Here is a 25,650-nt window from a genome sequence, read left to right on the forward strand (position 1 = left end):
TGAGTTGATCGGGTTTGCAATCAGTGACCGGGCGCGGTTTGCCGCCAGGCCTGGGAGCGGCGCAACAGGCCGCGCGAAGCCCACGCCAGCAGCAGCGACACGCCGGCCGAGGTGAACAGAATCAGGGTCGACATCGCCGCCGCGCCGCCCACGTTGCCGGCGTCATCCATGTTCAGCACCGCCACCGCCGCGAGGATGGTGTCGGGGCTGTAAAGGAAGATCGCAGCGGAAACCGTGGTCATCGCCGAGACGAACAGGTAGCGCACGATGTCCAGCAGCGCCGGCAGGCAGATCGGCACGGTGACGCGCAGGTAATGCCGGTACAGCGGCGCCTTCAGCGACAGCGCTGCGGCTTCGAACTCGGCGTCGAGCTGGCGCAGCGCGGTGGTCGCGGTCATTTGTGCGGTGGTCAGGTAGTGCGCAATGGTGCAGACGATCAGCAGCGTCATCGTCCCGTACAGCACGTGCAACGGGTTGCCGCTGAGGTTGAAGAAGAAGACATAGCCGAGACCCAGCACCAATCCCGGCACCGCCATCGGCACGAAGCTGAGCATGCGCAAAACCAGGTTCAGCCCGCGCTGAGTGCGGGTTTTCTCCATCAGATAGGCGCCAGTGAAAATCAGCACGCTGCCAATCAGCGCGGTGCCCAGCGCCATTTTCAGACTGTTGCCGTAGGCGAGCCAGCCACCGCCGGCGGTCTCGTTGAACTGATAGTGGTTGAGCGACAGCGACAGGTTGTACGGCCAGAACTTCACCAGCGACGAGAACACCGCCATGCCGAACACCAGCAGCAGCGCGGCGCAAATCAGCAAAACAATGGCCAGATAGCAGCCGTCGCGCAGCTTGGACGGCAGCGGTTTGAACACCTGCGCGCGTCCGCTCATCGAGTCACCATGGCGGCGACGCAACCACGCATCGACACCGAAACTGAACAGCGCCGGCAGCAACAGCACCATGCCGATCAACGCGCCGCGACCGAATTGCTGCTGGCCGACCACGGCTTTGTAGGCTTCCAGCGCCAGCACTTGATAGTCGCCACCGACCACCACCGGCACACCGAAATCGGTGATGGTCAGGGTGAACACCAGACAGAACGCGGCGAACACTGCCTGCCGAGTCGCCGGCCAAGTGATGCTGCGAAACGCCTTGGCCGGGCTGGCGCCCATGCTCGATGCGGCGTCGAACAGCCGCGCATCGGCCAGCGACAATGCCGAGAGCAAAATCATCAGCGCATGGGGAAAGGTGTAGATCACCTCGCCCAGCACAATGCCCCAGAATCCATAGATATTGTCCGAGAGCAGTCCGCGCAGCATGCCCTGATTACCGAACAGATAAACCAGCGCAATCCCCGGCAGCATCGACGGCGCCATCAGTGGCAGCAGGGAGATTCCGCGCCAGATGCCTTTGCCCGGAATCAGCGTGCGTTGCAGCGCGTAGGCAAACAGGTAGGCCAGCGGTACGACAATGGCCGCCACGCTGAGGGACACTTTCAGGCTGTTGCCGAGCAGCCAATGGAAATTGGCACTGGTCACCAACTCTTTCGCCGCGAGCCAGCCGCCGCCCTGCCCGGCGTCGTTGCTGAAGCCGCGCCAGAAGATCGCCAGCAACGGCAGCAGCACCGCGAGGCCGAGCAACACCAGCAGGAGGACTTTGCCGCCGAGCACGAACAGGCGATCGCCGATCTCGGCTTTCGAGGACTGTCGCACCTGCTTGTGCGGTAGCGGCAGCGCGAGGTTGCTGTTCATCAGGCGAACACCTGCAAACTGCGCGGCGGCAAGGCGACCATGATCTGCTGGGCGCCGAGGCGCGGCATGGCTTCTGGCGCGAGCTCGGCGAGCAGCGCATGGCCCGGCAGTTGATCGAGTTCGAAGCTCATCCGGCAGCGGTTGCCAAGGAAAGTGATTTCGCGAACCTTGGCCGGGAACAGGTTCTCTTCGTGCACCAGCGGGTTGACGTTGATCGCCTCCGGGCGGCAGAACAGTCGACCCGAAGCGCCGTGCACGCTGCCCTCGGCCAAGCGCAGATTCATCCCGCCAACCTTGGCGTGACTGTCGCTGCTGCGCTGAAACGGCAGCCAGTTGCCCTGGCCGACAAACTCGGCCACGAACGGCGTGGCCGGGCGGTTGTAGATTTCCTGCGGGGTGGCGTACTGCTCGACGCGGCCGTTATTCATGACCGCGATGCGATCGGCCATCAGCATCGCTTCGTCCTGATTGTGCGTGACCATCAGCGTGGTGATGCCGAGATTGCGTTGCAGCTGACGCAGCTCGGTGCACAGATGCTCGCGCACCCGCGCGTCGAGGGCCGACATCGGTTCGTCGAGCAACAGCAGCGACGGCGCCGGCGCCAATGCGCGAGCGAGCGCTACTCGCTGTTGCTGACCGCCGGACAATTGGCCTGGATACTTTTTCTCACTGCCGCTGAGGCCGACCAGTTCCAGCATCTGACCGACACGCCGGCGCACTTCATCGCGACCGCTGCCGGCGAGGCCGTAGGCAATGTTCGCCTCGACCGTCAGATTGGGAAACAACGCGTAGGACTGGAACAGAATCCCGTAATCCCGCGCTTGCGGGGCAAGATGCGAGACATCGCGATCGCCCAGATACAGCTCGCCGCTGTCCTGCTGCTCCAGCCCGGCAATGCAGCGCAGCAACGTGGTCTTGCCACAGCCCGATGGACCGAGCAGGCACACCAGTTCGCCGGCGGCGACATCGAGGGAAACGTTATCCAGCGCAGTGAACGCACCGAAACGCTTGTGCACGCCGCGCACTTTCATCGGCGCGCCGGGGTTGGTCAGGGCAGTTGCGATGGCAGGATTCATGGACAGGCCTCATCAAACGGATGAGGCCAATCCTAGAGTTGTAATGCGTCCGTCATGTGGCAGCGAGGCAAAAACCGCTGATAGTGGTATTTGGGGATTTTGGTTCACTGCAGATCGTTCCCACGCTCTGCGTGGGAATGCCTCATCGGACGCTCCGCGTTCGGCTTTTGGGACGCAGAGCGTCCCGGGCTGCATTCCCACGCGGAGCGTGGGAACGATCATTACGCAGGAGACATCTCTTGGGCCAACCCAAGAAACGCCGCCGGCAACCGCGCACCCTTGCGCTCTTTGAGGCAATACAGATACTCCGGAATCTGCGGCGCATTCTCGATGGTCAGCACGCGCAACTGCGGATCATGCGGCACTTCCTGGCGGGCGATGATGCTGATGCCGATATTGCGCAGCACCGCTTCGCGGATCGACTCGCGGCTGCCGATTTCCAACAGCGGCCCGAAGCTCACTCCGGCGCTGACCAGCAACTCTTCGGTCAACCGCCGCGTGGTCGAACCCGGCTCGCGCATCAACAACGTATGCCCGGCCAGCGCGTTCAGCGTCACATGCTCCAGCGAGGCCAACGGATGATTGCGATGCACCGCCAGCACCAGCGGATCGGTGCCGAGCACCCGGCGAATCAACCGTGCATCGTCGAGCAACTGCGACGATGCCGCGACATCCACGCGGTAATCCTCCAGCGCTTCCAGGACCTGCTGCGAGTTGCCGATTTCCACCGACACTTCCACCTGCGGCAAACGCTCGCGGAAGGTCTTCACCAGATCGAGGATGTAATACGGCGCCGTCGCGGCAATGCGCAGCGTGCCCTGCACTTGCCCGCTATTGCGCAGAAAGAACTCGATGTCGGCCTCTTGCTGCAATAGGGTCTTGACCATCGGCAGCAAGCGCGCGCCTTCGTCACTGACGCTTAAGCGGCGCCCGCCACGGTAGAACAGTTCCACCGAATACTGACTCTCCAGATTGCGGATTTGCGTGGTCACGGTCGGTTGGCTGAGGCCGAGTTTTTTCGCCGCCAGCGTAATGCTGCCCAGGCGGGCGACCATGTAAAACGCTTTCAGCTCGGCACTCAGCACACTCTTTCCTCATCTATTTGCGCAGCAGGCGCAAACCGTTGAACACCACCAGCAGGCTCACACCCATATCGGCAAACACCGCCATCCACATGGTGGCGAGCCCGGCAAAGGTTACCGCAAGAAAGATCGCCTTGATCACCAGCGCCAGTGCGATGTTCTGTTTCAGGATGCTGGCGGTGTTGCGCGACAGGCTGATGAATGCGGGGATCTTGCGCAGATCGTCGTCCATCAGTGCGACATCGGCGGTTTCGATCGCGGTGTCGGTGCCGGCGGCGGCCATGGCGAAACCGATCTCGGCGCGGGCCAGTGCCGGGGCGTCGTTGATGCCATCGCCGACCATACCGACCCGGTGGCCCTGCTTGTACAAATCTTCAATGGCTTGCAGCTTGTCGGTCGGCAGCAAATCGCCGCGCGCCTCGTCGATGCCGACCTGGGCGGCAATCGCCTCGGCAGTGTGGACGTTGTCGCCGGTCAGCATCAGGGTTTTCACCCCGAGTTCATGCAACTGACGAATCGCTTCGCGGCTGGTTTCCTTGACCGTGTCGGCCACGGCGAACAGCGCCAGCGGGCCTGATTTGTCGAGCAGCAACACCACGGATTTGCCCTGCTTTTCCAGGGCGAACAGCTTCTCTTCCAGCTGCGGTGAGCACAGGCCAAGCTCTTCGACCAGACGATGGTTGCCCAAGTGATAAGTCTGGCCGTTGATGTCGCCTTTGACGCCCCGCCCGCCCAGCGCGGCGAAGTTATCCACAGTCAGCGCGGCGAGGTTTTTATCCACAGCGGCGTTGGCAATCGCCAGCGACACCGGGTGATCGGAGCGCCCGGCCAGCGCGGCGGCGATTGCCGGTGCGCTGGCATCGGCCGTCGGGTCGAGTGACAGGTAATCGGTCTGCACCGGTTTGCCGTGGGTGATCGTGCCGGTCTTGTCCAGCGCCAGATAATCAAGCTTGAAGCCGCCCTCCAGATACACGCCGCCCTTGACCAGAATGCCCTTGCGCGCGGCTGCCGCGAGGCCGCTGACGATGGTCACCGGGGTGGAAATCACCAGTGCGCACGGGCAGGCAACCACCAGCAACACCAGCGCGCGGTAGATCCAGTCGAACCACGCCGCGCCCATGAACAACGGCGGGATGATCGCCACGGCCAAGGCGAAGACGAAGACCGCCGGGGTGTAGATTTTCGAGAATTGGTCAACGAAACGCTGCGTCGGCGCCCGCGCGCCCTGGGCCTGTTCGACGGCGTGAATGATCCGCGCCAGGGTCGAATTGTTCGCCGCAGCGGTCACCGTGTATTCCAGCGAACCGGCCTGATTGATGGTGCCCGCGAAGACTTTGTCACCGACGGTTTTTTCCACCGGCAGGCTTTCGCCGGTGATCGGCGCTTGGTCGATGGTCGAGCTGCCGCTGACCACCGCGCCGTCCAGCGCGATGCGCTCGCCGGGTTTCACCCGCACGCGGGCGCCGAGATCGACGCTTTTTACCTCTTGTTCGCGCCAGTTGCCGTCAGCCTGCAATACCGTGGCCTGCTCCGGGGTCATCTGCATCAAGCCGCTGATCGCATTGCGTGCACGATCCAGCGAGCGCGCCTCAATCAGCTCGGCGACGGTGAACAGGAACATCACCATCGCCGCTTCCGGCCACTGGCCGATGAGGATCGCGCCCGTCACGGCGATGCTCATCAGCGCATTGATGTTGAGATTGCGGTTCTTCAGGGCGATCCAGCCCTTTTTATAAGTGCCGAGGCCGCCGCTGAGGATCGACACCAGCGCAACGACTGCCACCACCCAGTCCGGCGCGGCGCTGGTGAAATGAATGACTTCGGCGCCCAGCGCGGTCAAGCCGGACAGCGCCAATGGCCACCAGTGTTTTTTCACCGCTGCCGGTACTGGCGCGTCGACACCCGCCTCGAGCGGCTCGGCGTGCATGCCGAGGGACTTGATCGCTTCGGTGATCGGCTCGGTGCCCGGCAGATTGTGGGTCACGCCAAGTACGCGGTTGATCAGGTTGAATTCCAGTTGCTGCACCCCGGCCAGTTTGCCGAGTTTGTTCTGGATCAGCGTCTGCTCGGTCGGGCAGTCCATTGCCTCGATGCGGAAGCTGCTCAGGCGCGCGTCGGCGCTGGTCTTTTCGCTCAGTTGCACCCGCGCAGGTGCGGCGGCTTTTGACGAGCAGCAGGAATCGCCGCCATGCGCATGTTTATGCACGGGCTGCAATTTATGACTGTGATCGTGACCGTCGCCGGGCTTGTGGGTGTGCAGGGAATCGCTCATTGGTCGCGTCCATGAAGGTGCCTGTTGCCAAGTAAAGACCCTGTAGCCACTATAGGGTCAAGCACCCTTTTGGAGATGGCGGTCATGAAGATCGGCGAACTGGCGAAACTCACCGACTGTGCGGTTGAAACCATCCGCTACTACGAGCGCGAAAACCTCCTGCCGGAACCGGCGCGCAGCGACGGCAACTATCGCGTCTACACCCAAGCCCACGCCGAGCGCCTGACCTTCATCCGCAACTGCCGCACCCTCGACATGACCCTCGAAGAAATCCGCAGCCTGCTCGCCCTACGCGACAGCCCGCAGGATCAGTGCGAGAGCGTCAATGCGCTGATCGACGAACATATTCAGCATGTGAAGGCGCGGATTGATGGCTTGCTGGCCTTGCAGACACAACTGCTCGACCTGCGCCAACGCTGTGGCGAAGGGCCGGAGGCGGATCAATGCGGGATCTTGCAGCGGCTGGAAGTGAGTGGCGGGGTTGTCGCAACCGAAGTCGAACACTCCCACGTAGGCCGTAGCCACGGCCACTGACGGGCGAAGCTCGTTCCCACGCTCCGCGTGGGAACGATCATTGGTGACTAGACCGCCATCGGCGCGGTCATTGGCGGGTGGTGCTCATAGCCTTCCAGCGAGAAATCGCTCGGCTCAACCAATTCCAGCCATTCCGGCTGATACACACCGGTCTTGGCAAACTCCGGCACGCGGTCGGAGATTTTCAGTTTCGGCATGGCAAACGGCTCGCGCTTGAGCTGTTCGTTGAGCATGTCCAGGTGGTTTTCGTAGACGTGCGCATCGCCGATGAAATAGGTGAACCAGCGCGGCGTGTAGCCGGTCAGGCGACCGATCAGGCTCAGCAGTGCGGCGCCTTCGGTGAGGTTGAACGGCGTGCCCAGTCCCAGATCATTGGAGCGGATGTACAGGGTCAGCGAGATCTCTTTGGTCTCGACATTCGGGTGGAACTGGTACAGCAGATGGCATGGCGGCAGGGCCATTTCATCGAGCTGGGCGACGTTCCAGCCGTGGAACAGGATGCGGCGGCTGCCCGGATCGTTGATGATCGTGTCGACGCACTGGCGCACCTGATCGATCGCCTTGTACAGCACGACGTAGGCCTGGCCGTCTTCTTCGCCCTGGGCGATCTGCTTGTAGCCGTTGCTCAGGGTTTGTTCGATGGCGGCGGTATTGCTCAGCGGGATCTGCTTGTACGCCGGCCACTTGCGCCATTGCACGCCGTAGATTTCACCGAGGTCGTCGTCGCCCTGACGGAACGGGTTGGCCAGCCACTGCGCGTTTTCGTTGGCGTTCTGGTCCCAGACCTTGCAGCCCAGCGCGCGGAATTCAGCGGCGTTGTTCACGCCACGGAGAAACCCGCACATCTCGCCGATGGCCGATTTGAAGGCCATTTTGCGCGTGGTGATCGCCGGGAAGCCTTCCTGCAGATCGAAACGCAGCATCGCCCCCGGGAAACTGATGGTGTTGATACCGGTGCGGTTGGCCTGCTTGGTGCCGTTCTGAATGACGTGCGAGACCAGTTCGAGATATTGCTTCATGAGTTACCTGTGTCCTTGGAGCCCAGGCGTCGCGCGCCGGGGTTCGTAGTTTAAGCCGTCGGCGCGAGCGGCGCTGCCGGGGCGCGACGATAGGCCAGCCAGATCAGCAACAGCCCGCCGACAATCATCGGCACGCAGAGCACCTGGCCCATGGTCAGCCAGTTCCACGCCAAGTAGCCGAGCTGAGCATCCGGGACGCGGACGAACTCGACAATGAAACGGAAGATGCCGTAGAACAGCGCGAACATGCCGGAGACCGCCATGGTCGGGCGCGGTTTGCGCGAGAAGATCCACAGGATCAGGAACAGCGCCACGCCTTCGAGGGCGAACTGATACAGCTGCGACGGGTGGCGCGGCAACTGCGCCGGATCGCTGAACGGCGGGAACACCATTGCCCAAGGCACGTCGGTCGCCTTGCCCCACAACTCGGCGTTGATGAAGTTGCCGATGCGCCCGGCGCCCAGGCCGATCGGCACCATCGGCGCGACGAAGTCCATCAGCTGGAAGAACGACTTGCCATTGCGCTTGCCGAACCACAAGGCCGCGAGCATCACGCCGATGAATCCGCCGTGGAACGACATGCCGCCCTTCCACACTTCGAAAATCAGCGTCGGGTTGGCCAGGTACGCGCTCAGGTCATAGAACAGCACGTAACCCAGACGGCCGCCGACGATCACGCCCATCGATAGCCAGAACACCAGATCGGAGAGTTTCTCCTTGGTCCAGGTCGGGTCGAAGCGGTTGAGCCGGCGCGACGCCAACAGCCACGCGCCGCCGATGCCGATCAGGTACATCAGACCGTACCAGTGGATTTTCAGCGGACCGATGGCCAGGGCCACCGGGTCGATCTGCGGGTAAGGCAGCATTGCGACTCCTTGTTAGAGTTGAAAGCAAAATTCCCGGGTGACGCTGCCACCTCAGGATTAAGCCAGGATTGCCACGCGGTCAGAGCAGAAAGCTCAAACCCACGCAGAACAGCAAAGCGGCGAACAGCCTTTTCAGCAAGCGCGGCGACAACCTGTGCGCCAGACGCGCGCCGAGCCGAGCGAAGACCATGCTGGTCAGGGCGATGCCCAACAATGCCGGCAGATAAACAAAACCGAGACTATGGGCCGGCAACAACGGATCGTGCCACCCCAGAATCATGAAACTTGCTGCACTGGCCAGAGCGATCGGCAGACCACAGGCCGATGAGGTCGCCACGGCCTGCTGCATCGGCACGCTGCGCCAGGTCAGAAACGGCACGGTCAGCGAGCCGCCGCCAATACCGAAAATCGCCGACGCCCAGCCAATCACCGTACCGGCGGCAGTCAGACCGAGTTTGCCCGGTACCGTTCGGCTGGCCTTGGGTTTGACATCCAGCGCCAGTTGCACGGCGATCACCAGAGCGAACACACCGATGATCTTTTGCAGGTTCGGCCCGGAGATGGCTTCTGCGGTCAGCGCACCGAAACCGGCGCCGAGCAGAATGCCCACGGTCATCCAGCGAAAAATCGCCCAGCGCACCGCGCCACGACGGTGATGTTCACGCACGGCGTTGACCGAGGTGAATATGATCGTCGCCAGCGACGTGCCCACCGCCAGGTGCGTAAGAATCGACTGATCGAAGCCCTGCAAAGTGAAGCTGAACACCAGCACCGGGACGATGATGATCCCGCCGCCAACGCCAAACAGCCCGGCGAGCACGCCCGCACAGGCACCGAGCGCCAGGTAGAGCAGAAATTCCATGACCGTCTCCAGCACGCATCGGCAAAACAGGAGCGGCATGTTAACGGATGCGCAGCCTTCTGCTCCACTGGCGATGGATGCACGGACGCCGGATGCGTAGAGTGGGCAAAAAACACACAAGGACCACCTTATGTGCCTGATTGTTTTCGCCTGGCGCCCGGGCCATGCCCAGCCGCTGGTCGTCGCGGCCAACCGCGACGAGTTCTACGCCCGCCCCAGCCTGCCATTGGCACCTTGGCCAGAAGCGCCGCAGGTGCATGCCGGGCGCGACCTTGAAGCCGGCGGCACCTGGCTGGGGATAGGCAGCAACGGACGCTTCGCAGCGCTGACCAATATCCGCGATCCGCAACAGCCGCCCGCGACCAAATCCCGGGGCGAGCTGGTAGCGCGGTTTCTCACGAGTGATCTGTCGATTGATGATTATTTGAGCGATGTGGTGGCTCGTGCCGCCGAATATGCCGGGTTCAATCTGCTGCTGGGCAATGCCCATGAGTTGTGGCATTTCAATGCACGAGCGTCAGAGCCGGTGATGTTGCAGCCTGGAGTTTATGGGTTATCCAACGCGGGGCTGGATACGCCGTGGCCGAAACTGCTCAAGGCCAGGGCGGCGTTGAGCGCGGTGCTGGACGATCCGCAGCCTGAGCGCTTGCTGGCCTTGCTGAGCGATGCGCAGACCGCACCCGAGGCGGAGTTGCCGGATACCGGGGTGGGCATGGCGACGGAGTCGTTGCTGTCGAGCGTGTTTATTGCCAGCCAGAGTTATGGGACGCGGGCGAGTACAGCGTTGGTTGTGCAGGCGGACGGAACGCGGCGGATGGTGGAGCGCAGCTTTGGGCCGTATGGCGGGCATTTGGGCGAGGTGGAGATTGTGGTTTAGCGGTGCCTGAACTGGCGCCTTCGCGAGCAGGCTCGCTCCCACCTGGGTTTCGTGATCGATACGAATCCCTGTGGGAGCGAGCCTGCTCCGGGCGGCGTTCCGACGAAGAGGGCATCAGCCTTTTAGAGAGCCTTGGTCACCACCGGCGAATTCATCTTGGCCAACCCGAGATTCTTCAGCGCCAGTTGCAGCGAGCTGTGGATAACCTGCGGGTTATCGATCTTCATCAGTTCCGCCAGCATCTCCTGCGCCTTGCTCAGGTTCACCTGACGCAACATCCACTTCACCTTCGGCAGGTTGGTGGCGTTCATCGACAGACTGTCGAAACCCATCGCCATCAACAGCACCGCCGCCGCCGGATCACCGGCCATCTCGCCGCAGATGCTCACCGGTTTGCCTTCGGCGTGGGCGTCAGTGACCACGGTTTGCAGGGCTTGCAGCACCGCCGGGTGCAGATAGTCGTAGAGGTCGGCGACGCGCGGGTTGTTGCGGTCTACCGCCAGCAGATACTGGGTCAGGTCGTTGGAGCCGACGGAGAGGAAGTCGACCATCCGCGCCAGTTCCTTGGTCTGGTACACCGCTGCCGGGATCTCGATCATCACGCCGATCGGCGGCATCGGCACGTCGGTGCCTTCGTCGCGCACTTCGCCCCAGGCGCGGTGGATCAGGTGCAGGGCTTCTTCGAGTTCGTGAGTGCCGGAGATCATCGGCAGCAGAATCCGCAGGTTGTTCAGGCCTTCGCTGGCCTTGAGCATTGCGCGGGTCTGCACCAGGAAGATTTCCGGGTGGTCGAGGGTGACGCGGATACCGCGCCAGCCGAGGAACGGGTTGTCTTCCTTGATCGGGAAGTACGACAGCGATTTGTCACCGCCGATGTCGAGGCTGCGCATGGTCACCGGTTGCGGGTGGAACGCGGCGAGCTGTTCGCGGTAGATCGCCAGCTGTTCCTTCTCGCTCGGGAAGCGCTGGTTGATCATGAACGGCACTTCGGTGCGGTACAGGCCGACCCCTTCGGCGCCACGCTTCTGCGCCCGCGCCACATCGGCGAGCAGGCCGGTGTTGACCCACAGCGGCATGCGGTGACCATCGAGGGTCACGCACGGCAGGTCGCGCAGGGTGTCGAGGCCCAGCGCCAGTTGTTTCTCTTCTTCGACGACTTCGGCGAACTGCTTGCGCAGCACTTCGCTCGGGTTGGTGTAGACCTCGCCACGGGTGCCGTCGACGATCATTTCGATGCCGTCGACCTTGGCGTACGGCAGATCGACCAGGCCCATCACTGTCGGAATGCCCATGGCTCGGGCGAGAATCGCGACGTGAGAGTTACCCGAACCGAGTACCGAAACCAGACCGACCAGCGTGCCTTCCGGCACCTCGCCGAGCATCGCCGGCGTCAGCTCTTCGCTGACCAGAATGGTTTTTTCCGGGTAGACCAGATTCTGCTGGCGCTCTTCCTGCAGATAGGCGAGCAAGCGGCGGCCAAGGTCTTTGACGTCCGAAGCACGCTCGCGCAGGTAGGCGTCGTCCATCAGTTCGAAACGGTTGACGTGCTCAGTGACCACCTGACGCAGCGCGCCCTGAGCCCACTGCCCCGTTTTGATCACCGTGGTGATTTCGCTGCCCAGCGAGGCATCGTCGAGCATCATTAGGTAGACGTCGAACAACGCGCGCTCTTCCGGGCGCAGTTGGGTCGCGAGTTTGGCGGACAAGGCGCGCATGTCGGCGCGCACGCCTTCGATGGCAGTCTTGAACAGCGCCAGCTCAGCGTCGATGTCGGTGATGGTCTTGTCCGGCACCACGTCCAGGTCCGCCGGCGGCAGCATCACCACGGCGGTACCGACGGCAGCACCCGGCGAACCCGGTACGCCGACGAACTTGGCTTCCTGAATGCCCTTGCCCTGCCGGCCCAGACCACGGATCGAACCGGTGGCCTCGGCGTGGGCGATTACACCAGCAAGCTGCGCGCTCATGGTCACGAGGAAGGCTTCTTCACCTTCGTCGAACTGGCGGCGTTCTTTCTGCTGGATGACCAACACGCCGACGACGCGGCGGTGGTGGATGATCGGTGCACCGAGGAACGAGGCGTAACGCTCTTCACCGGTTTCGGCGAAGTAGCGATAGCGCGGGTGAACCGAAGCGTTTTCCAGGTTCAGGGGTTCTTCACGCGTGCCGACCAGACCGACCAGACCCTCGTTGGGGGCCATGCTGACCTTGCCGATCGAGCGCTTGTTCAAGCCCTCGGTGGCCATCAGGACGAAGCGATTGGTTTCCGGATCAAGCAGGTAGACCGAGCAGACCTGGCTGCCCATGGCCTCTTTGACGCGCAACACAATAATCCCCAACGCCGCCTTGAGATCCTTGGCGGAGTTAACTTCCTGGACGATCTTGCGCAGCGTATTGAGCATGGCTCGGGGTCGAACTCCGTCGTCAGTCGCGCGCTAAAAGGCGCGGGGCAAGCTCTTTGAGAGCGCGTCGATACACCTCGCGCTTGAATGTCACCACCTGGCCCAACGGATACCAATAGCTGACCCAGCGCCAGCCATCGAACTCCGGTTTACCGGTCAGATCCATCCGCACCCGCTGCTCGTTGGAGATCAGGCGCAGGAGGAACCATTTCTGTTTCTGGCCGATGCACAGCGGTTGGCTGTGGGTACGCACCAGGCGTTGCGGCAAACGATAGCGCAACCAGCCTCGGGTACAGGCCAGTATTTCAACATCTTCACGTTCCAGGCCAACTTCTTCGTTCAGCTCGCGGTACAAGGCGTCTTCCGGCGTCTCCTCGGGGTTGATCCCCCCTTGCGGAAACTGCCAGGCGTCCTGATTGATACGGCGAGCCCATAGCACCTGGCCGGCGTCATTCGTCAGAATGATCCCGACATTGGGGCGGAAACCATCGGGGTCGATCACGGCAACAACCTCGCAAACGCATGTCGCCGCATTGTTCCACAAAGCTTGATCAGGCGGCAACGAAGGTTCCTACCTTATGTGCACTCTTGTGAAAAGACCGTATTCTTGTCGCCTTTTTACTGACTTTTCAGCGGGTAACTGCAATGCGCCTGGCTCTATTCGATTTGGACAACACCCTACTGGGCGGCGACAGCGATCACGCCTGGGGCGATTATCTGTGCGAGCGCGGCTTCCTCGACCCGATCGCCTACAAGGCGCGCAACGACGAGTTCTATCAGGATTACCTGGCCGGCAAGCTGGACAACGCCGCCTACCTGAACTTCTGCCTGGAAATTCTCGGCCGCACGGAAATGGCCGTGCTTGAGCAATGGCACAGCGATTACATGCGCGACTGCATCGAGCCGATCGTGCTGCCCAAGGCACTGGAGCTGCTGAAGAAGCACCGCGATGCCGGCGACAAACTAGTGATCATCACCGCCACCAACCGTTTCGTGACGGCACCGATCGCCGTGCGCCTGGGCGTGGAAACCCTGATTGCCACCGAATGCGAAATGATCGACGGCCGCTACAGCGGGCGCAGCACCGACATCCCGTGCTTCCGCGAAGGCAAGGTCACGCGCCTCAATCGCTGGCTGGAAGAGACCGGCTATTCGCTCGAGGACAGCTATTTCTATAGCGATTCGATGAATGATCTGCCGCTGCTGGAGCAGGTGGCGAATCCGGTGGCGGTGGACCCGGATCCGAATCTGCGGGCCGAGGCCGAGAAGCGTGGCTGGCCGGTGATTTCGTTGCGCGGCTGAGATTGCTATCGCTGGCAAGCCAGCTCCCACAGGGTTGTCAGTGTCCACTTAATCTGTGTTCACTGAATACCCCTGTGGGAGCTGGCTTGCCAGCGATGGGGGTCAACTCGGCCTCAAGCCTTAAACCGGCTTGGCCCCCATCAACGCCGCGATGGCGACAAATCCGACGCCGCTGACAATCGCCAGCGCCAGATTGAATGTGCGGTTGCCCACCCCGCTTGTCCACAGCCGATCCAGCCGGACCAGCAGCCAGACCGCGCTGAGCGTGGCCACGGCGTAGATCACGCTGGACCCCAGAATCCACAATTGGCCCAATGGCCAGCCCACCAGGTGCACCAGCCACCAGCCGGTGAAAGGCATGCTGAGCATGCCGATCAGCATCAGACACCAGATGAACAGCCAGGGACGGCGCATCGTACTGGCCGGGCCTTCGCTGCGATTACGCCAGGTCAGGGCGGCGAGCCCCAGCCCGCTCGCGAGGATGACCACGGTCGCCGCGACGTGAAGGACTTTCAGGGTGGTCAGGGTTTCCATGTCGTTCTCATCCGTAGATCCATGCCCATCAGCGTAGCCGCTCAGCCAAGAAACAGCTGATAGGCCGGGTTGTCGCTTTCATCCCAATATGGATAGCCGATTTCCGCCAGTGCCGCCGGCACCAGATGACGTTCGTCATGGGGCACTTGCAGGCCGGCGACCACGCGGCCGTCCGCTGCGCCGTGGTTGCGGTAGTGGAACATCGAGATATTCCAACGCCCGCCAAGCTTGTTGAGGAAGTTGAACAACGCGCCCGGACGCTCCGGGAATTCGAAGCGCAGCACCACTTCATCGACCACCTGCGCGGCGCGGCCACCTACCATGTGGCGGATGTGCAGCTTGGCCAGCTCGTTGTCGGTCAGGTCGAGCACCGGAAACCCCTGTTCTGTCAGGCTCGCCAGCAAGGCGCTGCGCGGATCGTTGTCCGGGTGAGTCTGCACGCCAACAAAGATGTGCGCTTCGCTGCCGGTGTTGTAGCGGTAATTGAATTCAGTGATCTGGCGCTTGCCGATGGCTTCGCAGAACGCCTTGAAGCTGCCGGCCTTTTCCGGGATGGTCACGGCGATGATCGCCTCGCGACCTTCGCCCAGTTCGGCGCGTTCGGCGACGTGGCGCAGGCGGTCAAAATTGACGTTGGCGCCGGAGTCGATGGCGACGAAAGTCTGGCCGCTGACGCCACGCTGCTCAACATACTTCTTGATCCCGGCCACGCCCAGCGCGCCGGCAGGCTCGGTGATCGAGCGGGTATCGTCGTAGATATCCTTGATTGCCGCGCAGATCTCATCAGTGCTGACGGTGATCACCTCATCAACGTAATCCTTGCAGATTTCGAAGGTGTACTGGCCGATCTGCGCCACCGCCACGCCGTCGGCGAAAATGCCCACGGTCGGCAGAACCACGCGCTCGCCCGCTGCCATCGCGGCTTGCAGGCAGTTGGAGTCGTCCGGTTCGACGCCGATCACTTTGATGTCCGGGCGCAGATACTTCACGTACGCGGCAATACCGGCGATCAGACCACCGCCGCCAACCGGGACGAAGATCGCGTCCAGCGGCTGCGGGTGCTGACGCAGGATTTCCATCGCCACGGTGCCCTGCCCGGCGATGGTGTGCGGATCGTCGTACGGGTGGATGTAGACGTAGCCTTTTTCATCGACCAGTTTCAGCGAATAGGCCAGCGCTTCCGGGAACGAGTCGCCGTGCAGCACCACTTTGCCGCCGCGCGAACGCACGCCTTCGACCTTGATTTCCGGGGTGGTCTTGGGCATGACGATGGTGGCTTTGACGCCCAACACTTTCGCAGCCAGGGCCAGCCCCTGCGCATGATTGCCCGCCGACGCGGTGACCACGCCACGAGCGCGCTCTTCGTCGCTCAGTTGCGTCAGCTTGTTGTAGGCGCCGCGAATCTTGAACGAGAACACCGGCTGCAAGTCTTCGCGCTTGAGCCAGATGTCGTTGCCCAGCCGCTCGGAGAGCTGGCGAGCGTTCTGCAGCGGGGTTTCTACGGCAACGTCATAAACGCGCGAGGTGAGGATCTTCTTGACGTACTGTTCGAGCATCGGAAAGCATCACTGGCGATTGGGCGGGACCAGCGAGTCTAACCCGCCTTTTGCCGAGGCGACCACACTAAACAGGTGGTTTTAAGGTCTGGAAACCCATTCTTGAGTGAGCACCGTTGTGGTGAGGGGATTTATCCCCGCTGGAGTGCGAAGCGCTCCCCTGCTTTTTTTCAGTCACACCGCGTTCCTGGGTTTTACGACGACTGCGTCGCCGAACGGGGATAAATCCCCTCGCCACAGCTTGTTTCCCCCTGTACCACCGCGAGGCCTATAATGCCGGCCTTTCTGCCCAACCCTTGCCCGCTTCCGGAGCCCGCATGACCCAGGATCAACTCAAACAGGCCGTGGCCCAGGCCGCCGTCGACTTCATCCTGCCGAAACTCGACGACAAGAGCATCGTCGGCGTCGGCACCGGCTCCACCGCCAACTGCTTCATCGACGCCCTGGCCCAGCACAAGGGCGCGTTCGATGGCGCGGTCGCCAGCTCCGAAGCCACTGCCGCGCGCCTCAAGGGCCATGGGATTCCGGTATATGAGCTGAATACCGTCAGCGATCTGGAGTTCTACGTCGACGGCGCCGATGAGAGCGATGCGCACCTGAACCTGATCAAGGGCGGCGGCGCGGCCCTGACCCGCGAGAAGATTGTCGCCGCCGTGGCCAAGACCTTCATCTGCATCGCTGACGCCAGCAAACTGGTGCCGGTACTCGGCGAGTTCCCGCTGCCGGTGGAAGTCATCCCGATGGCCCGCAGCCACGTCGCCCGCCAACTGGTCAAACTCGGTGGCGACCCGGTCTACCGCGAAGGCGTGCTGACCGACAACGGCAACATCATCCTCGACGTGTTCAACCTGCAGATCACCAACCCGGTGGAGCTGGAAGCACAGATCAATGCCATCGTCGGCGTGGTCACCAACGGCCTGTTCGCCGCGCGTCCGGCGGATCTGTTGTTGCTGGGCACCAGTGAAGGCGTGAAGACGCTGAAGGCTGAGTAACAGACTGCCCACTTGCCATGGGCTGATAAATAAACCTGTGGGAGCGAGCCTGCTCGCGAAAGCGTCGGGTCAGTCAACATATTCAGAGACTGATCAACCGCCTTCGCGAGCAGGCTCGCTCCCACAGTGTTTTGTGGTGTTGGTCAGTTTTGTGTGGGCTTCTTGAAGACGTAAAACAGATTCGGCTCGCTCACCAAGTACAACGTGCCGTCATCATCCATTGCAATTCCCTCCGCCTGCGGCACGGTTTTCTGCAAACCCTGGCGCCCGCCGCTGATCGACATGGTGCTCAACGGGCGCCCGTCGACATCCAGCTCGATAATCAACCGCGACTCGTCCGACAGTGCCAGCAAGTGCCCGCTGCGCTCGTCGTACTGCAGACTCGACAGATCACGCACGAACATTCCGGCATCGCGCTTGGGGTTGTTGATCACGTGCACCGCGTAGGTCTTGTCCGGTTTGAAATGCGGGAAGCCGTGGACTTCGTAGATCAGCATCGGGTCGCGTTCTTTCGCCACGAATAGCCGCTTGCCCACAGAATCATAAGCAAGCCCTTCGAAACCCTTGTTGCCGGACATGTGCACGCCAAGGGTCATTTGCTCGGCATCCTCGGCATCGAGAAAAGTGGTGTCGGCCTCGAGGTGGATCTTGATCAGGCGTTGCTGACGCTCGTCGGTGATCACGTAGGTGTCGGCACTGATGTACTCGACGGCTTCCGGATCGCCAAACCCCACCAGAGCGATGCGCCGCAGAATCTTGCCTTCCAGGGACAATTCGACCAGTTCGGAATTCTTGTTGGTGACCGTGAACAGACTTTTGCGCACCGGATCGTAGGTCAGCGCCGAGACGTCATCGTCGAGCCCCTCGATCGGCCGCGCCTCGATCGTCACCCGATACTGGTCGAGCCCGATCGCCTCGCTGCTCACCGGTTGCCACAGCGTGTGCAGGTTGAACCAGGCGCGCTCGAACAGACGCAGGTATTGGCCGATCGCGATCAACGCAATCAGGACAATCATCAACAGGACGAGAATCAGCGGTTTGGGGCGGGCAAGTCGACGCATTCAGGCAGGCTCGGATTCATGACAGGCCGATGAAATATCACGCCCGTCTGAATTGAAGCTTAATGGCCACTTGCCTCAGATCACAAGCCAAGCGCCGTAGGAGCTGCCTAAGGCTGCGATTTTTTGACTTTCATAAGCAAGATCAAAAGATCGCAGCCTGCGGCAGCTCCTACAGGGAAGGCATCACCGGTGTTTTTCGAATCGGTAGAACAGGTTCGGCTCGCTGACCATGTACAGCGTGCCGTCCGCATCCATGGTCATGCCTTCGGCGCGGGGAATGGTGTCTTTCAGACCGTTGAAATTCCCAAGCAACGTCATGAAGCTGACTTGCTTGCCATCCTCGTCGAGTTCAAGCAACAGGTGTGAATCCGCCGACAGCACCAGCAGATGGCCAGTGCGCGGATCGACAGCCAGCGCCGACAGGTTGCGTAGATCCAGCTGATCGCTCGCCAGCTTCTGCTTGTCGCCCTGCAGGGTCTGGCCGCCATCGCTTTTCCAGGTGAACAGCGCCGGCGGGCGTTCCTCCCCCAGAATCAATCGCTGATTGCGCGGATCCCACGTGATGGCCTCAAACGCCTTGTTCTGATCTTTCGACGGCCGGAGGTCGTATTTGGGGAAATCGGCGATGTTCAGCTCACGAGTCACGGCGTCGATCTTGACGATCGACAAGGTATGCTCACGCTCATCGACAATGGCCAGCAAACCGTTTTCCATGACCGTCAGGCCTTCCGGATTGCTCCAGCCCACCAGCGGCATCTTGCGCAACACGTCGCCCTCGAGCGTCAGCTCGACCAGGAAGGCATTCTTGCCCATCACCGCAAACAGGGTCTTGGTCTGCGGGTTATAGGCCAGATCCGAAGCTTCGTCCTTTTCCATGCCCGGCAGCGGCTTGGCATCGATCACCACCTGATAATCCGGCAGCCACACGCTCTCCTTCTGCTCGGCCTTGCTCTCGAAGCGCTCCAGCACCCACAGCACGCCGCGATCATCCCAATGCATGGCGAACGCCAGCCCATAGGCTGCGGCGATGACCAGCAACAGCCAGACATACCAGCGCAGGAAAAAACGCGAACGGAGGGAGGGTTTCTGCTGAGTTCGAGATGCCATCGAGGGATGCGTTCCGTTAATTCAGGCCAAGGGTAATAGCACAAAGAGGCCGGCTGAGACGCCAGAATCGCGGGAATTATCCAGAGAGGATGTGAAAAAAACGGGAAATGGCGGGATTGGCGTGTGCGTTTGCCAGCAACACACTTGTGGCGAGGGAATTTACCCCCTCACCACAAAGCTCACCCCCTACAAGGGCTTCTGCGGTTAGCGCACGCTGCTGCTGAAGCTGCTCGCCCCTGGCAGCTCGAGGACGATTTCATCGCCGACATTCAGCGGGCCGACGCCCACTGGCGTGCCGGTGAGGATCACGTCGCCGGCCTGCAGCGAGAAGCAGCCGGCCATGTGCTGGATCATCGGCACGATCGGGTTGAGCATCGCGCTGCTGTTGCCGTCCTGACGCACTTCGCCGTTGATGGTCAGGCGGATGCCGATGTCGGTCAGGTCAGCGAAGGTGCTGCCGACCACGAACGGCGCGATCACCGCCGCGCCGTCGAACGACTTGGCGATTTCCCACGGCAGGCCCTTGGCTTTCAGCTCGGCTTGCTTGTCGCGCAGGGTCAGGTCCAGCGCCGGGGCAAAACCGGAGATTGCGTCGAGGACTTCTTCACGGCTCGGTTTGGTCGACAGCGGCTTGCCGATCAACACGGCGATCTCCGCCTCGTAGTGCACTGAACCGCGCTCGGTCGGAATGCTGAAACCGCCTTCCAGCGGCACCACGCAACTGCCCGGCTTGATGAACAGCAGCGGCTCGGTCGGCACCGGGTTATCCAGTTCCTTGGCGTGTTCGGCGTAATTGCGGCCAATGCACACGACTTTCCCGATCGGGAAGTGAATGCGCGTGCCGTCGACGTACTGGTGCTGATAGCTCATTTACCGACTCCTGCCTTTATTGATTCAACAGAGATTACCGATCAAACCGGGAAAATCTTGCCCGGGTTCATGATGCCGTTCGGGTCGAACACTGCCTTGACCGCTTTCATGTACTCGATCTCGGCCGGCGAGCGGCTGTAGGTCAGGTAATCACGCTTGGTCATACCGACGCCGTGCTCGGCCGAGATCGAGCCGTTGTACTTCTCGACGGTTTCGAACACCCACTTGTTGACGGTGGCGCACTTGGCAAAGAACTCGTCCTTGCTCAGGTTTTCCGGCTTGAGAATGTTCAAGTGCAGGTTGCCGTCGCCGATGTGACCGAACCAGACAATTTCAAAATCCGGGTAGTGCTCGCCAACGATCGCGTCGATTTCGCGCAGGAACGCCGGTACTTTCGAGACGGTAACCGAGATGTCGTTCTTGTACGGCGTCCAGTGGGAGATGGTTTCGGAGATGTACTCGCGCAGCTTCCACAGATTGTGCAGTTGGGTTTCGCTCTGGCTCATCACGCCGTCGAGCACCCAGCCTTGTTCGACACAGTGCTCGAAGGTTTCCAGCGCGCTGTTGGCCACTTCTTCGGTAGTCGCTTCGAATTCCAGCAGGGCGTAGAACGGGCACTCGGTGTCGAATGGCGCCGGCACGTCGCCACGGCCCATGACCTTGGCCAGCGCCTTGTCGGAGAAGAATTCGAACGCGGTCAGGTCGAGTTTGCCCTGGAAGGCATGCAGCACCGGCATGATCGAATCGAAATCGGCGGTGCCGAGGACCATCGCCGTGAGGTTTTTCGGCGCGCGATCAAGGCGCATGGTCGCTTCGACGACGAAACCGAGGGTGCCCTCGGCGCCGATGAACAGCTGACGCAAGTCGTAACCGGTGGCGTTCTTGATCAGGTCCTTGTTCAGCTCCAGCACGTCGCCCTTGCCGGTGACGACTTTCATGCCGGCCACCCAGTTGCGGGTCATGCCGTAGCGAATCACTTTGATTCCGCCGGCATTGGTGCCGATATTGCCGCCAATCTGGCTGGAACCCGCCGAGGCGAAGTCGACCGGATAATACAGGCCGTTTTCCTCGGCAACGTTCTGCAGCTGCTCGGTGACCACGCCCGGCTGGCACACGGCGGTGCGATCGGTGAGGTTGACGTCGAGAATCTGGTTCATGTAATCGAACGAAACCACTACTTCACCATTGGCCGCCACTGCAGCGGCGGACAACCCGGTGCGCCCGCCGGACGGCACCAGCGCAACCTTGTGAGTGTTGGCCCAACGCACCACGGCCTGCACTTGCTCGATGGTCTTGGGAAACACGATGGCGCTCGGTGCCGGGGCGAAGTGCTTGGTCCAATCCTTGCCGTAAGTGTTCAGGGAGTCGGCGTCGGTGAGGACTTTGCCAGGCTCAACCAGGGTCTTCAGTTCATCAATCAGCGCAGGATCGGTCATCGACAGAACTCTCGAACAATTCATGGTCATCCTGAGAACGCTTCACGTCGCAGGAATGAGTGTTTAGCGGGGTGGCTATGCTAGCATACCGACCCCGCAGGACAGTGCCCAAGGCCAGATCCGCGGTGACGGCTTTGTTGCCGTGCGGGTCAGCTCCAGGCTGCTCCCTCCCTGCCATTTTTCTCCGGGATACAGGTTTACGCAGATGAGCAAGACTTCTCTCGATAAGAGCAAGATCAAGTTCCTTCTTCTCGAAGGCGTCCACCAATCGGCTGTCGACGTCCTCAAGGCGGCGGGCTACACCAGCATCGAATACCTGACTGGTTCCTTGCCGGAAGCCCAGCTCAAGGAAAAGATTGCTGACGCTCACTTCATCGGCATTCGCTCGCGCACGCAACTGACCGAAGAGATCTTCGATCACGCGAAGAAACTGGTCGCGGTCGGCTGTTTCTGCATCGGCACCAACCAGGTTGACCTCAGTGCGGCCCGCGAGCGCGGTATCGCCGTGTTCAACGCGCCGTACTCCAACACCCGTTCCGTAGCCGAGCTGGTACTGGCCGAAGCGATCCTGCTGCTGCGCGGCATCCCTGAGAAAAATGCCTCCTGCCACCGTGGCGGCTGGATCAAGTCCGCTGCCAACTCGTTCGAGATCCGTGGCAAGAAACTGGGCATCGTCGGTTACGGCTCGATCGGCACGCAGCTGTCGGTGCTGGCTGAAGGTCTGGGCATGCAAGTGTTCTTCTATGACACCGTGACCAAGCTGCCGCTGGGCAACGCCACACAGGTCAACAACCTGCACGAGCTGCTGGGCATGTCCGACATCGTCACCCTGCACGTACCGGAAACCGCCGCCACTCAGTGGATGATCGGCGAGAAGGAAATCCGCGCCATCAAGAAGGGCGGCATCCTGATCAACGCTGCACGTGGCACCGTGGTCGAGCTCGACGCCTTGGCGGACGCGATCAAGGACAAGCACCTGATCGGCGCGGCCATCGACGTGTTCCCGGTGGAGCCCCGCTCCAACGACGAAGAGTTCGAAAGCCCGCTGCGTGGCCTCGACAACGTGATCCTGACCCCGCACATCGGCGGCTCGACCGCCGAAGCGCAAGCCAACATCGGTCTGGAAGTAGCGGAGAAACTGGTCAAGTACAGCGACAACGGTACCTCGGTGTCGTCGGTCAACTTCCCGGAAGTGGCCCTGCCGGCTCACCCTGGCAAGCACCGCCTGCTGCACATCCACGAGAACATCCCGGGTGTGATGAGCGAGATCAACAAGGTCTTCGCCGAAAACGGCATCAACATCTCCGGTCAGTTCCTGCAGACCAACGAGAAGGTCGGTTACGTGGTGATCGACGTCGACGCCGAATACTCGGAGCTGGCGCAAGAGAAGCTGCAACACGTCAACGGTACTATCCGTAGTCGGGTGCTTTTCTAAAAGCAGCTACAAGCGGCAAGTGAAAGCGCTTTGCCTTTACTTGCCGCTTGCAGCTAGCCACTTGAAGCTGAATAAAAAAGGGAGCCCCGAAAGGCTCCCTTTTTTTATTTCACGTTGACCGTGATTTTTTCCGAAACGATCGATGGGTCGAACGGCATGTGGCCGCTGTCGCCGAGGATCAGTTGCAAGGTGTGCTTGCCCGGGGCCAGTTTGATCGTGGCTTCGGTCTGCGCCTTGCCGAAATGCATGTGGTGGGCGTCAGTCGGAATCGGCGCGCCTTCGGCCGGCAAATCATCGACGTCGATCAGCAGGTGATGGTGGCCGGTGTTCTTGGTGGTGTCACCCGCCGGGGCCAGCGCGATGTTCTTGACGCCGAACTTGACCTTGAATTCCTGCGAGACGGTGGCGCCGTCCTCGGGAGAAACGATGAACACTTCAGCATCCTTCGGCGCCGGTGTCGCCGCACTGGCCAGCACCGAAACACCCATCAGCACACCGGCCAACGCTGCACGAGACATAAAGCTTTTCATTTTCTTCTCCAGTTTTTCCGTAAAATCCGCACGGTCATGACAACTTCATGACCATTCGTTGTCGAAGGCACTCGACAACCATAGCAAAGCGAGCCTGAATCAGAGCGTCGCGATAATGATTTCAAAGGAGTGACCATGCGCTTGCTGCCTGGCCTGATCTGCCTGCTACCCCTTCTGAGCCCGCTGGCTCACGCCGAACTGATTGATGACGTCAACGACCGTGGCGAGCTGCGCATAGCCCTTGAGGCTAATACACCGCCCTTCAATTACAAGGAAGGCGACACCCTCACGGGGTTCGAGGTCGAACTTGGGCAACTTCTGGCCCAAGAGCTGGATGTACGCGCCGACTTCATCGTCACCGACGAGGGCGACCTGCTCCAGGGCGTTGAAAGCGGCAAATACGATGTCGCGCTCAACCACATAGCACTGACACCCGAACTCAAGGATCGTTTCGACTTCAGCGAGCCGTACGGCGAGGTCGACGGGCAGTTGCTGGCGAAGAAGGACGAGACGCCGCGACCGCTGGTGCTGGTGCAGGCGTTGACCGAAGCGAAGCCGAAAGCGGCAGTGCCGGTCGAGCTGGCGATCCCGTTTCAGAAGGGTAATCCGGCATTTCAGGCCAGCCTAAAGAGCGCGCTGGAACGGATCAAGGCGGATGGGCGGTTGGCGGCGCTGTCCGAGAAGTGGTTGAAACCGTAAGAGCCCCTCACCCTAACCCTCTCCCGGAGGGGAGAGGGAACTGATCCGGGGATGCTTTAGAGGTACGCCGACTTGGGATTGCTACACCTAATCCGAAATCGACTGATCATGGCTTTGTCGAATCCCTGGTCGCCAAGGTCTTTCAGGTCGATGGACAGCGCCAGACACCTCGGTCGGCCCCCTCTCCCCCCGGGAGAGGGCTGGGGTGAGGGCAACGATGGCGGATCAGTCCAAAGCCGCCAGAGTCACCGCCGCCTCAACCAGCTCAAGTTCACTGAAAACCCGAACCCCATGACGCTTGAGCAACGCCGCCGTCACCCCTTCGCCACTGACTTTGACCCCACTGAACGTGCCGTCATACGTCAACAGATTCCCGCAAGAGGGGCTGTTGGCCTTGAGCACCGCCACCCGAATGCCGTGCTTTTGCACCAGTTCCAGCGCTTGCCGCGCCCCCTCGAGAAATTGCGCACTGACATCCTCGCCATCGGTAGTGATCACAGCAGCAGTGCCATCCAGCACCTCACCGCCCTGCCCGCCGGGAATCTCCGCCGCCGCCCTCGGCGTCGGCAATCCACCGGCCACCTCCGGACACAACGGCACTACCCGCCCTTCTTCGATCCACTGCTCAAGCAGATCAAACGGCCCGCTCGCGCCACCGTCATAGCGCACGCGATGGCCCAGCAGGCAGCGACTGACCAGGATCTTTTCCATGTTCAGAACGGCTCGTTGCCACGGCGACGGAACCAGCCAGTCAGCGACAGGCGCTCGCGATGGGCCGGCAACACTTCGTGGGGCACTTCGCCGGAGAGAAACACCACCAGGCAGCCGCCGGTAGGCTGCACGTCGTGCACACGTTCCTCGCCCAGGTACATGCGCAACTGGCCACCGTCCTCCGGCAACCAGGCCTCGTTGAGGTAGATGACGGCCGAGACCATGCGCCGGTCATCATCGCGAAAGCGGTCGAGGTGCTTGAGGTAAAACGCGCCGGGCGGGTACAGGGCGAAATGGCATTCGAAATCTTCAAGCCCCAGAAACAAGCCACGATTGAGCGCCTCGCGCAGACTGTCCATCAGGCTCAGGTAGCGGTCAGTGGCGTCGGCCTGACCCGGGTCGATCCACTGGATGTGATCGCCGCGAATACCCTCGCGAATCTCCGAAAACGGCCCGCGTCCGACCGCCGCCGGCGCCAGCTCACCCTCGGCTTCACGTTTACGGCACTCGGCCGCCAGCGCCCGGGTCAGATCGGCGGGCAGGAAGATGTTCTGCTGCGACCAGCCGTGTTCGGCCAGGTCGTCGACAATGCGTAACAGCAGCGGGTGTTCAGAGGATATCGGCATGGCGCGCATAGTATGCCGACGGCAACAAATCCGACAGAGCCACGCAGCGCCTTGCT

The 25,650-nt window shown here is 61.5% G+C and carries 24 protein-coding genes; 6 read left to right on the forward strand and 18 right to left on the reverse strand.

Annotation, left to right across the window (positions count from 1 at the left end; genetic code table 11):
- Nucleotides 1–20 precede the first annotated feature (20 nt).
- From AB4O45_RS11605 to AB4O45_RS11620, 4 genes are all read right to left on the reverse strand, one after another.
- Nucleotides 21–1,745, reverse strand: coding sequence for a putative 2-aminoethylphosphonate ABC transporter permease subunit (locus AB4O45_RS11605; RefSeq protein ID WP_130928470.1), 1,725 nt, complete (start codon nt 1,743–1,745; stop codon nt 21–23).
- Entirely contained in the window at nt 1,745–2,821 is a 1,077-nt protein-coding gene (locus AB4O45_RS11610) for a putative 2-aminoethylphosphonate ABC transporter ATP-binding protein (RefSeq protein WP_110599954.1), read from the reverse strand. The genes AB4O45_RS11605 and AB4O45_RS11610 overlap by 1 nt, the downstream gene beginning before the upstream one ends.
- A 221-nt stretch (nt 2,822–3,042) precedes the next feature.
- The gene (locus tag AB4O45_RS11615) at nt 3,043–3,906 is read right to left on the reverse strand and encodes a LysR family transcriptional regulator (RefSeq protein WP_353188321.1); all 864 of its coding nucleotides are present in this window, start codon (nt 3,904–3,906) and stop codon (nt 3,043–3,045) included.
- A 13-nt stretch (nt 3,907–3,919) separates the two neighbouring features.
- Entirely contained in the window at nt 3,920–6,175 is a 2,256-nt protein-coding gene (locus AB4O45_RS11620) for a heavy metal translocating P-type ATPase (RefSeq protein ID WP_457264972.1), read from the reverse strand.
- Nucleotides 6,176–6,259: 84 nt separating this feature from the next.
- Between AB4O45_RS11620 and cadR the strand changes: the two genes are divergently transcribed.
- A complete protein-coding gene (gene cadR / locus AB4O45_RS11625) occupies nt 6,260–6,709 on the forward strand; it encodes a Cd(II)/Pb(II)-responsive transcriptional regulator (protein ID WP_016772685.1) in 450 nt (149 codons plus the stop codon).
- A gap of 47 nt (nt 6,710–6,756) precedes the next feature.
- Here the strand turns inward: cadR and AB4O45_RS11630 are convergent, their stop codons facing one another.
- The 3 genes from AB4O45_RS11630 to AB4O45_RS11640 all read right to left on the reverse strand — a co-directional run bounded on the left by AB4O45_RS11630 (nt 6,757) and on the right by AB4O45_RS11640 (nt 9,456).
- On the reverse strand, nt 6,757–7,728 hold the full coding sequence (locus AB4O45_RS11630) for a thymidylate synthase (protein WP_056786272.1): 972 nt from the start codon (nt 7,726–7,728) through the stop codon (nt 6,757–6,759).
- Between the two features lie 50 nt (nt 7,729–7,778).
- Nucleotides 7,779–8,594 carry a prolipoprotein diacylglyceryl transferase gene (lgt, locus tag AB4O45_RS11635; RefSeq protein ID WP_016772683.1) on the reverse strand — a complete coding sequence of 272 codons (816 nt, stop codon included), beginning with the start codon at nt 8,592–8,594 and terminating at the stop codon, nt 7,779–7,781.
- A gap of 79 nt (nt 8,595–8,673) precedes the next feature.
- Entirely contained in the window at nt 8,674–9,456 is a 783-nt protein-coding gene (locus tag AB4O45_RS11640) for a sulfite exporter TauE/SafE family protein (RefSeq protein ID WP_016772682.1), read from the reverse strand.
- 130 nt (nt 9,457–9,586) lie between these two features.
- On the opposite strand from AB4O45_RS11640, the gene AB4O45_RS11645 reads away from it, so the two are divergent.
- A complete protein-coding gene (locus AB4O45_RS11645; protein ID WP_460161417.1) occupies nt 9,587–10,333 on the forward strand; it encodes an NRDE family protein in 747 nt (248 codons plus the stop codon).
- 122 nt (nt 10,334–10,455) lie between these two features.
- Here the strand turns inward: AB4O45_RS11645 and ptsP are convergent, their stop codons facing one another.
- Together ptsP and AB4O45_RS11655 are read right to left on the reverse strand one after the other, a co-directional pair.
- Entirely contained in the window at nt 10,456–12,735 is a 2,280-nt protein-coding gene (ptsP, locus tag AB4O45_RS11650) for a phosphoenolpyruvate--protein phosphotransferase (RefSeq protein ID WP_041476855.1), read from the reverse strand.
- 22 nt (nt 12,736–12,757) lie between these two features.
- On the reverse strand, nt 12,758–13,237 hold the full coding sequence (locus AB4O45_RS11655) for an RNA pyrophosphohydrolase (protein WP_003229203.1): 480 nt from the start codon (nt 13,235–13,237) through the stop codon (nt 12,758–12,760).
- A 143-nt stretch (nt 13,238–13,380) separates the two neighbouring features.
- On the opposite strand from AB4O45_RS11655, the gene AB4O45_RS11660 reads away from it, so the two are divergent.
- Complete coding sequence (locus AB4O45_RS11660) at nt 13,381–14,037, forward strand: histidinol-phosphatase (RefSeq protein ID WP_056786265.1); 657 nt, start codon at nt 13,381–13,383, stop codon at nt 14,035–14,037.
- Nucleotides 14,038–14,157: 120 nt separating this feature from the next.
- On the opposite strand, the gene AB4O45_RS11665 is transcribed toward AB4O45_RS11660, so the two are convergent.
- Both AB4O45_RS11665 and ilvA read right to left on the reverse strand, forming a co-directional pair.
- Nucleotides 14,158–14,571, reverse strand: coding sequence for a DUF2269 family protein (locus AB4O45_RS11665; protein WP_024014701.1), 414 nt, complete (start codon nt 14,569–14,571; stop codon nt 14,158–14,160).
- A 41-nt stretch (nt 14,572–14,612) separates the two neighbouring features.
- On the reverse strand, nt 14,613–16,127 hold the full coding sequence (ilvA, locus tag AB4O45_RS11670; RefSeq protein ID WP_016772678.1) for a threonine ammonia-lyase, biosynthetic: 1,515 nt from the start codon (nt 16,125–16,127) through the stop codon (nt 14,613–14,615).
- 317 nt (nt 16,128–16,444) lie between these two features.
- Here ilvA and rpiA point away from each other — a divergent pair, with 317 nt between their 5' ends.
- Complete coding sequence (rpiA, locus tag AB4O45_RS11675; protein ID WP_007913886.1) at nt 16,445–17,119, forward strand: ribose-5-phosphate isomerase RpiA; 675 nt, start codon at nt 16,445–16,447, stop codon at nt 17,117–17,119.
- A gap of 143 nt (nt 17,120–17,262) precedes the next feature.
- On the opposite strand, the gene AB4O45_RS11680 is transcribed toward rpiA, so the two are convergent.
- The 4 genes from AB4O45_RS11680 to AB4O45_RS11695 form a co-directional block, all read right to left on the reverse strand.
- The gene (locus AB4O45_RS11680; protein ID WP_137214341.1) at nt 17,263–18,180 is read right to left on the reverse strand and encodes an SdiA-regulated domain-containing protein; all 918 of its coding nucleotides are present in this window, start codon (nt 18,178–18,180) and stop codon (nt 17,263–17,265) included.
- A gap of 183 nt (nt 18,181–18,363) precedes the next feature.
- Complete coding sequence (locus AB4O45_RS11685; RefSeq protein WP_150637039.1) at nt 18,364–19,287, reverse strand: SdiA-regulated domain-containing protein; 924 nt, start codon at nt 19,285–19,287, stop codon at nt 18,364–18,366.
- Between the two features lie 204 nt (nt 19,288–19,491).
- A complete protein-coding gene (locus tag AB4O45_RS11690) occupies nt 19,492–20,157 on the reverse strand; it encodes a fumarylacetoacetate hydrolase family protein (protein WP_024014705.1) in 666 nt (221 codons plus the stop codon).
- A gap of 41 nt (nt 20,158–20,198) precedes the next feature.
- Entirely contained in the window at nt 20,199–21,593 is a 1,395-nt protein-coding gene (locus AB4O45_RS11695) for an FAD-binding oxidoreductase (RefSeq protein WP_460161418.1), read from the reverse strand.
- A 205-nt stretch (nt 21,594–21,798) separates the two neighbouring features.
- Between AB4O45_RS11695 and serA the strand changes: the two genes are divergently transcribed.
- Complete coding sequence (serA, locus tag AB4O45_RS11700) at nt 21,799–23,028, forward strand: phosphoglycerate dehydrogenase (protein ID WP_024014707.1); 1,230 nt, start codon at nt 21,799–21,801, stop codon at nt 23,026–23,028.
- 104 nt (nt 23,029–23,132) lie between these two features.
- On the opposite strand, the gene AB4O45_RS11705 is transcribed toward serA, so the two are convergent.
- Nucleotides 23,133–23,558 carry a DUF4399 domain-containing protein gene (locus AB4O45_RS11705; RefSeq protein ID WP_039757489.1) on the reverse strand — a complete coding sequence of 142 codons (426 nt, stop codon included), beginning with the start codon at nt 23,556–23,558 and terminating at the stop codon, nt 23,133–23,135.
- 135 nt (nt 23,559–23,693) lie between these two features.
- On the opposite strand from AB4O45_RS11705, the gene AB4O45_RS11710 reads away from it, so the two are divergent.
- Nucleotides 23,694–24,257, forward strand: a complete 564-nt coding sequence (locus AB4O45_RS11710) for a transporter substrate-binding domain-containing protein (protein ID WP_150742959.1) — start codon at nt 23,694–23,696, stop codon at nt 24,255–24,257.
- Between the two features lie 225 nt (nt 24,258–24,482).
- On the opposite strand, the gene AB4O45_RS11715 is transcribed toward AB4O45_RS11710, so the two are convergent.
- Together AB4O45_RS11715 and AB4O45_RS11720 are read right to left on the reverse strand one after the other, a co-directional pair.
- Nucleotides 24,483–24,968, reverse strand: coding sequence for a 2-thiouracil desulfurase family protein (locus AB4O45_RS11715; protein ID WP_095181302.1), 486 nt, complete (start codon nt 24,966–24,968; stop codon nt 24,483–24,485).
- A gap of 2 nt (nt 24,969–24,970) precedes the next feature.
- On the reverse strand, nt 24,971–25,603 hold the full coding sequence (locus tag AB4O45_RS11720; protein WP_076564478.1) for a 2OG-Fe(II) oxygenase: 633 nt from the start codon (nt 25,601–25,603) through the stop codon (nt 24,971–24,973).
- Nucleotides 25,604–25,650: the final 47 nt, after the last annotated feature.

The organism is Pseudomonas sp. S2_B10 (genome assembly GCF_054668425.1).

Bases quoted from the DNA above. Each gene is read 5' to 3' on its own strand.
- AB4O45_RS11605 (WP_130928470.1), bottom strand. From the start codon at position 1,745: ATGAACAGCAACCTCGCGCTGCCGCTACCGCACAAGCAGGTGCGACAG.
- AB4O45_RS11610 (WP_110599954.1), bottom strand. From the start codon at position 2,821: ATGAATCCTGCCATCGCAACTGCCCTGACCAACCCCGGCGCGCCGATG.
- AB4O45_RS11620 (WP_457264972.1), bottom strand. From the start codon at position 6,175: ATGAGCGATTCCCTGCACACCCACAAGCCCGGCGACGGTCACGATCAC.
- cadR (WP_016772685.1), top strand. From the start codon at position 6,260: ATGAAGATCGGCGAACTGGCGAAACTCACCGACTGTGCGGTTGAAACC.
- AB4O45_RS11630 (WP_056786272.1), bottom strand. From the start codon at position 7,728: ATGAAGCAATATCTCGAACTGGTCTCGCACGTCATTCAGAACGGCACC.
- lgt (WP_016772683.1), bottom strand. From the start codon at position 8,594: ATGCTGCCTTACCCGCAGATCGACCCGGTGGCCCTGGCCATCGGTCCG.
- AB4O45_RS11640 (WP_016772682.1), bottom strand. From the start codon at position 9,456: ATGGAATTTCTGCTCTACCTGGCGCTCGGTGCCTGTGCGGGCGTGCTC.
- AB4O45_RS11645 (WP_460161417.1), top strand. From the start codon at position 9,587: ATGTGCCTGATTGTTTTCGCCTGGCGCCCGGGCCATGCCCAGCCGCTG.
- ptsP (WP_041476855.1), bottom strand. From the start codon at position 12,735: ATGCTCAATACGCTGCGCAAGATCGTCCAGGAAGTTAACTCCGCCAAG.
- AB4O45_RS11660 (WP_056786265.1), top strand. From the start codon at position 13,381: ATGCGCCTGGCTCTATTCGATTTGGACAACACCCTACTGGGCGGCGAC.
- AB4O45_RS11665 (WP_024014701.1), bottom strand. From the start codon at position 14,571: ATGGAAACCCTGACCACCCTGAAAGTCCTTCACGTCGCGGCGACCGTG.
- ilvA (WP_016772678.1), bottom strand. From the start codon at position 16,127: ATGCTCGAACAGTACGTCAAGAAGATCCTCACCTCGCGCGTTTATGAC.
- rpiA (WP_007913886.1), top strand. From the start codon at position 16,445: ATGACCCAGGATCAACTCAAACAGGCCGTGGCCCAGGCCGCCGTCGAC.
- AB4O45_RS11680 (WP_137214341.1), bottom strand. From the start codon at position 18,180: ATGCGTCGACTTGCCCGCCCCAAACCGCTGATTCTCGTCCTGTTGATG.
- AB4O45_RS11685 (WP_150637039.1), bottom strand. From the start codon at position 19,287: ATGGCATCTCGAACTCAGCAGAAACCCTCCCTCCGTTCGCGTTTTTTC.
- AB4O45_RS11690 (WP_024014705.1), bottom strand. From the start codon at position 20,157: ATGAGCTATCAGCACCAGTACGTCGACGGCACGCGCATTCACTTCCCG.
- AB4O45_RS11695 (WP_460161418.1), bottom strand. From the start codon at position 21,593: ATGACCGATCCTGCGCTGATTGATGAACTGAAGACCCTGGTTGAGCCT.
- serA (WP_024014707.1), top strand. From the start codon at position 21,799: ATGAGCAAGACTTCTCTCGATAAGAGCAAGATCAAGTTCCTTCTTCTC.
- AB4O45_RS11705 (WP_039757489.1), bottom strand. From the start codon at position 23,558: ATGAAAAGCTTTATGTCTCGTGCAGCGTTGGCCGGTGTGCTGATGGGT.
- AB4O45_RS11710 (WP_150742959.1), top strand. From the start codon at position 23,694: ATGCGCTTGCTGCCTGGCCTGATCTGCCTGCTACCCCTTCTGAGCCCG.
- AB4O45_RS11715 (WP_095181302.1), bottom strand. From the start codon at position 24,968: ATGGAAAAGATCCTGGTCAGTCGCTGCCTGCTGGGCCATCGCGTGCGC.
- AB4O45_RS11720 (WP_076564478.1), bottom strand. From the start codon at position 25,603: ATGCGCGCCATGCCGATATCCTCTGAACACCCGCTGCTGTTACGCATT.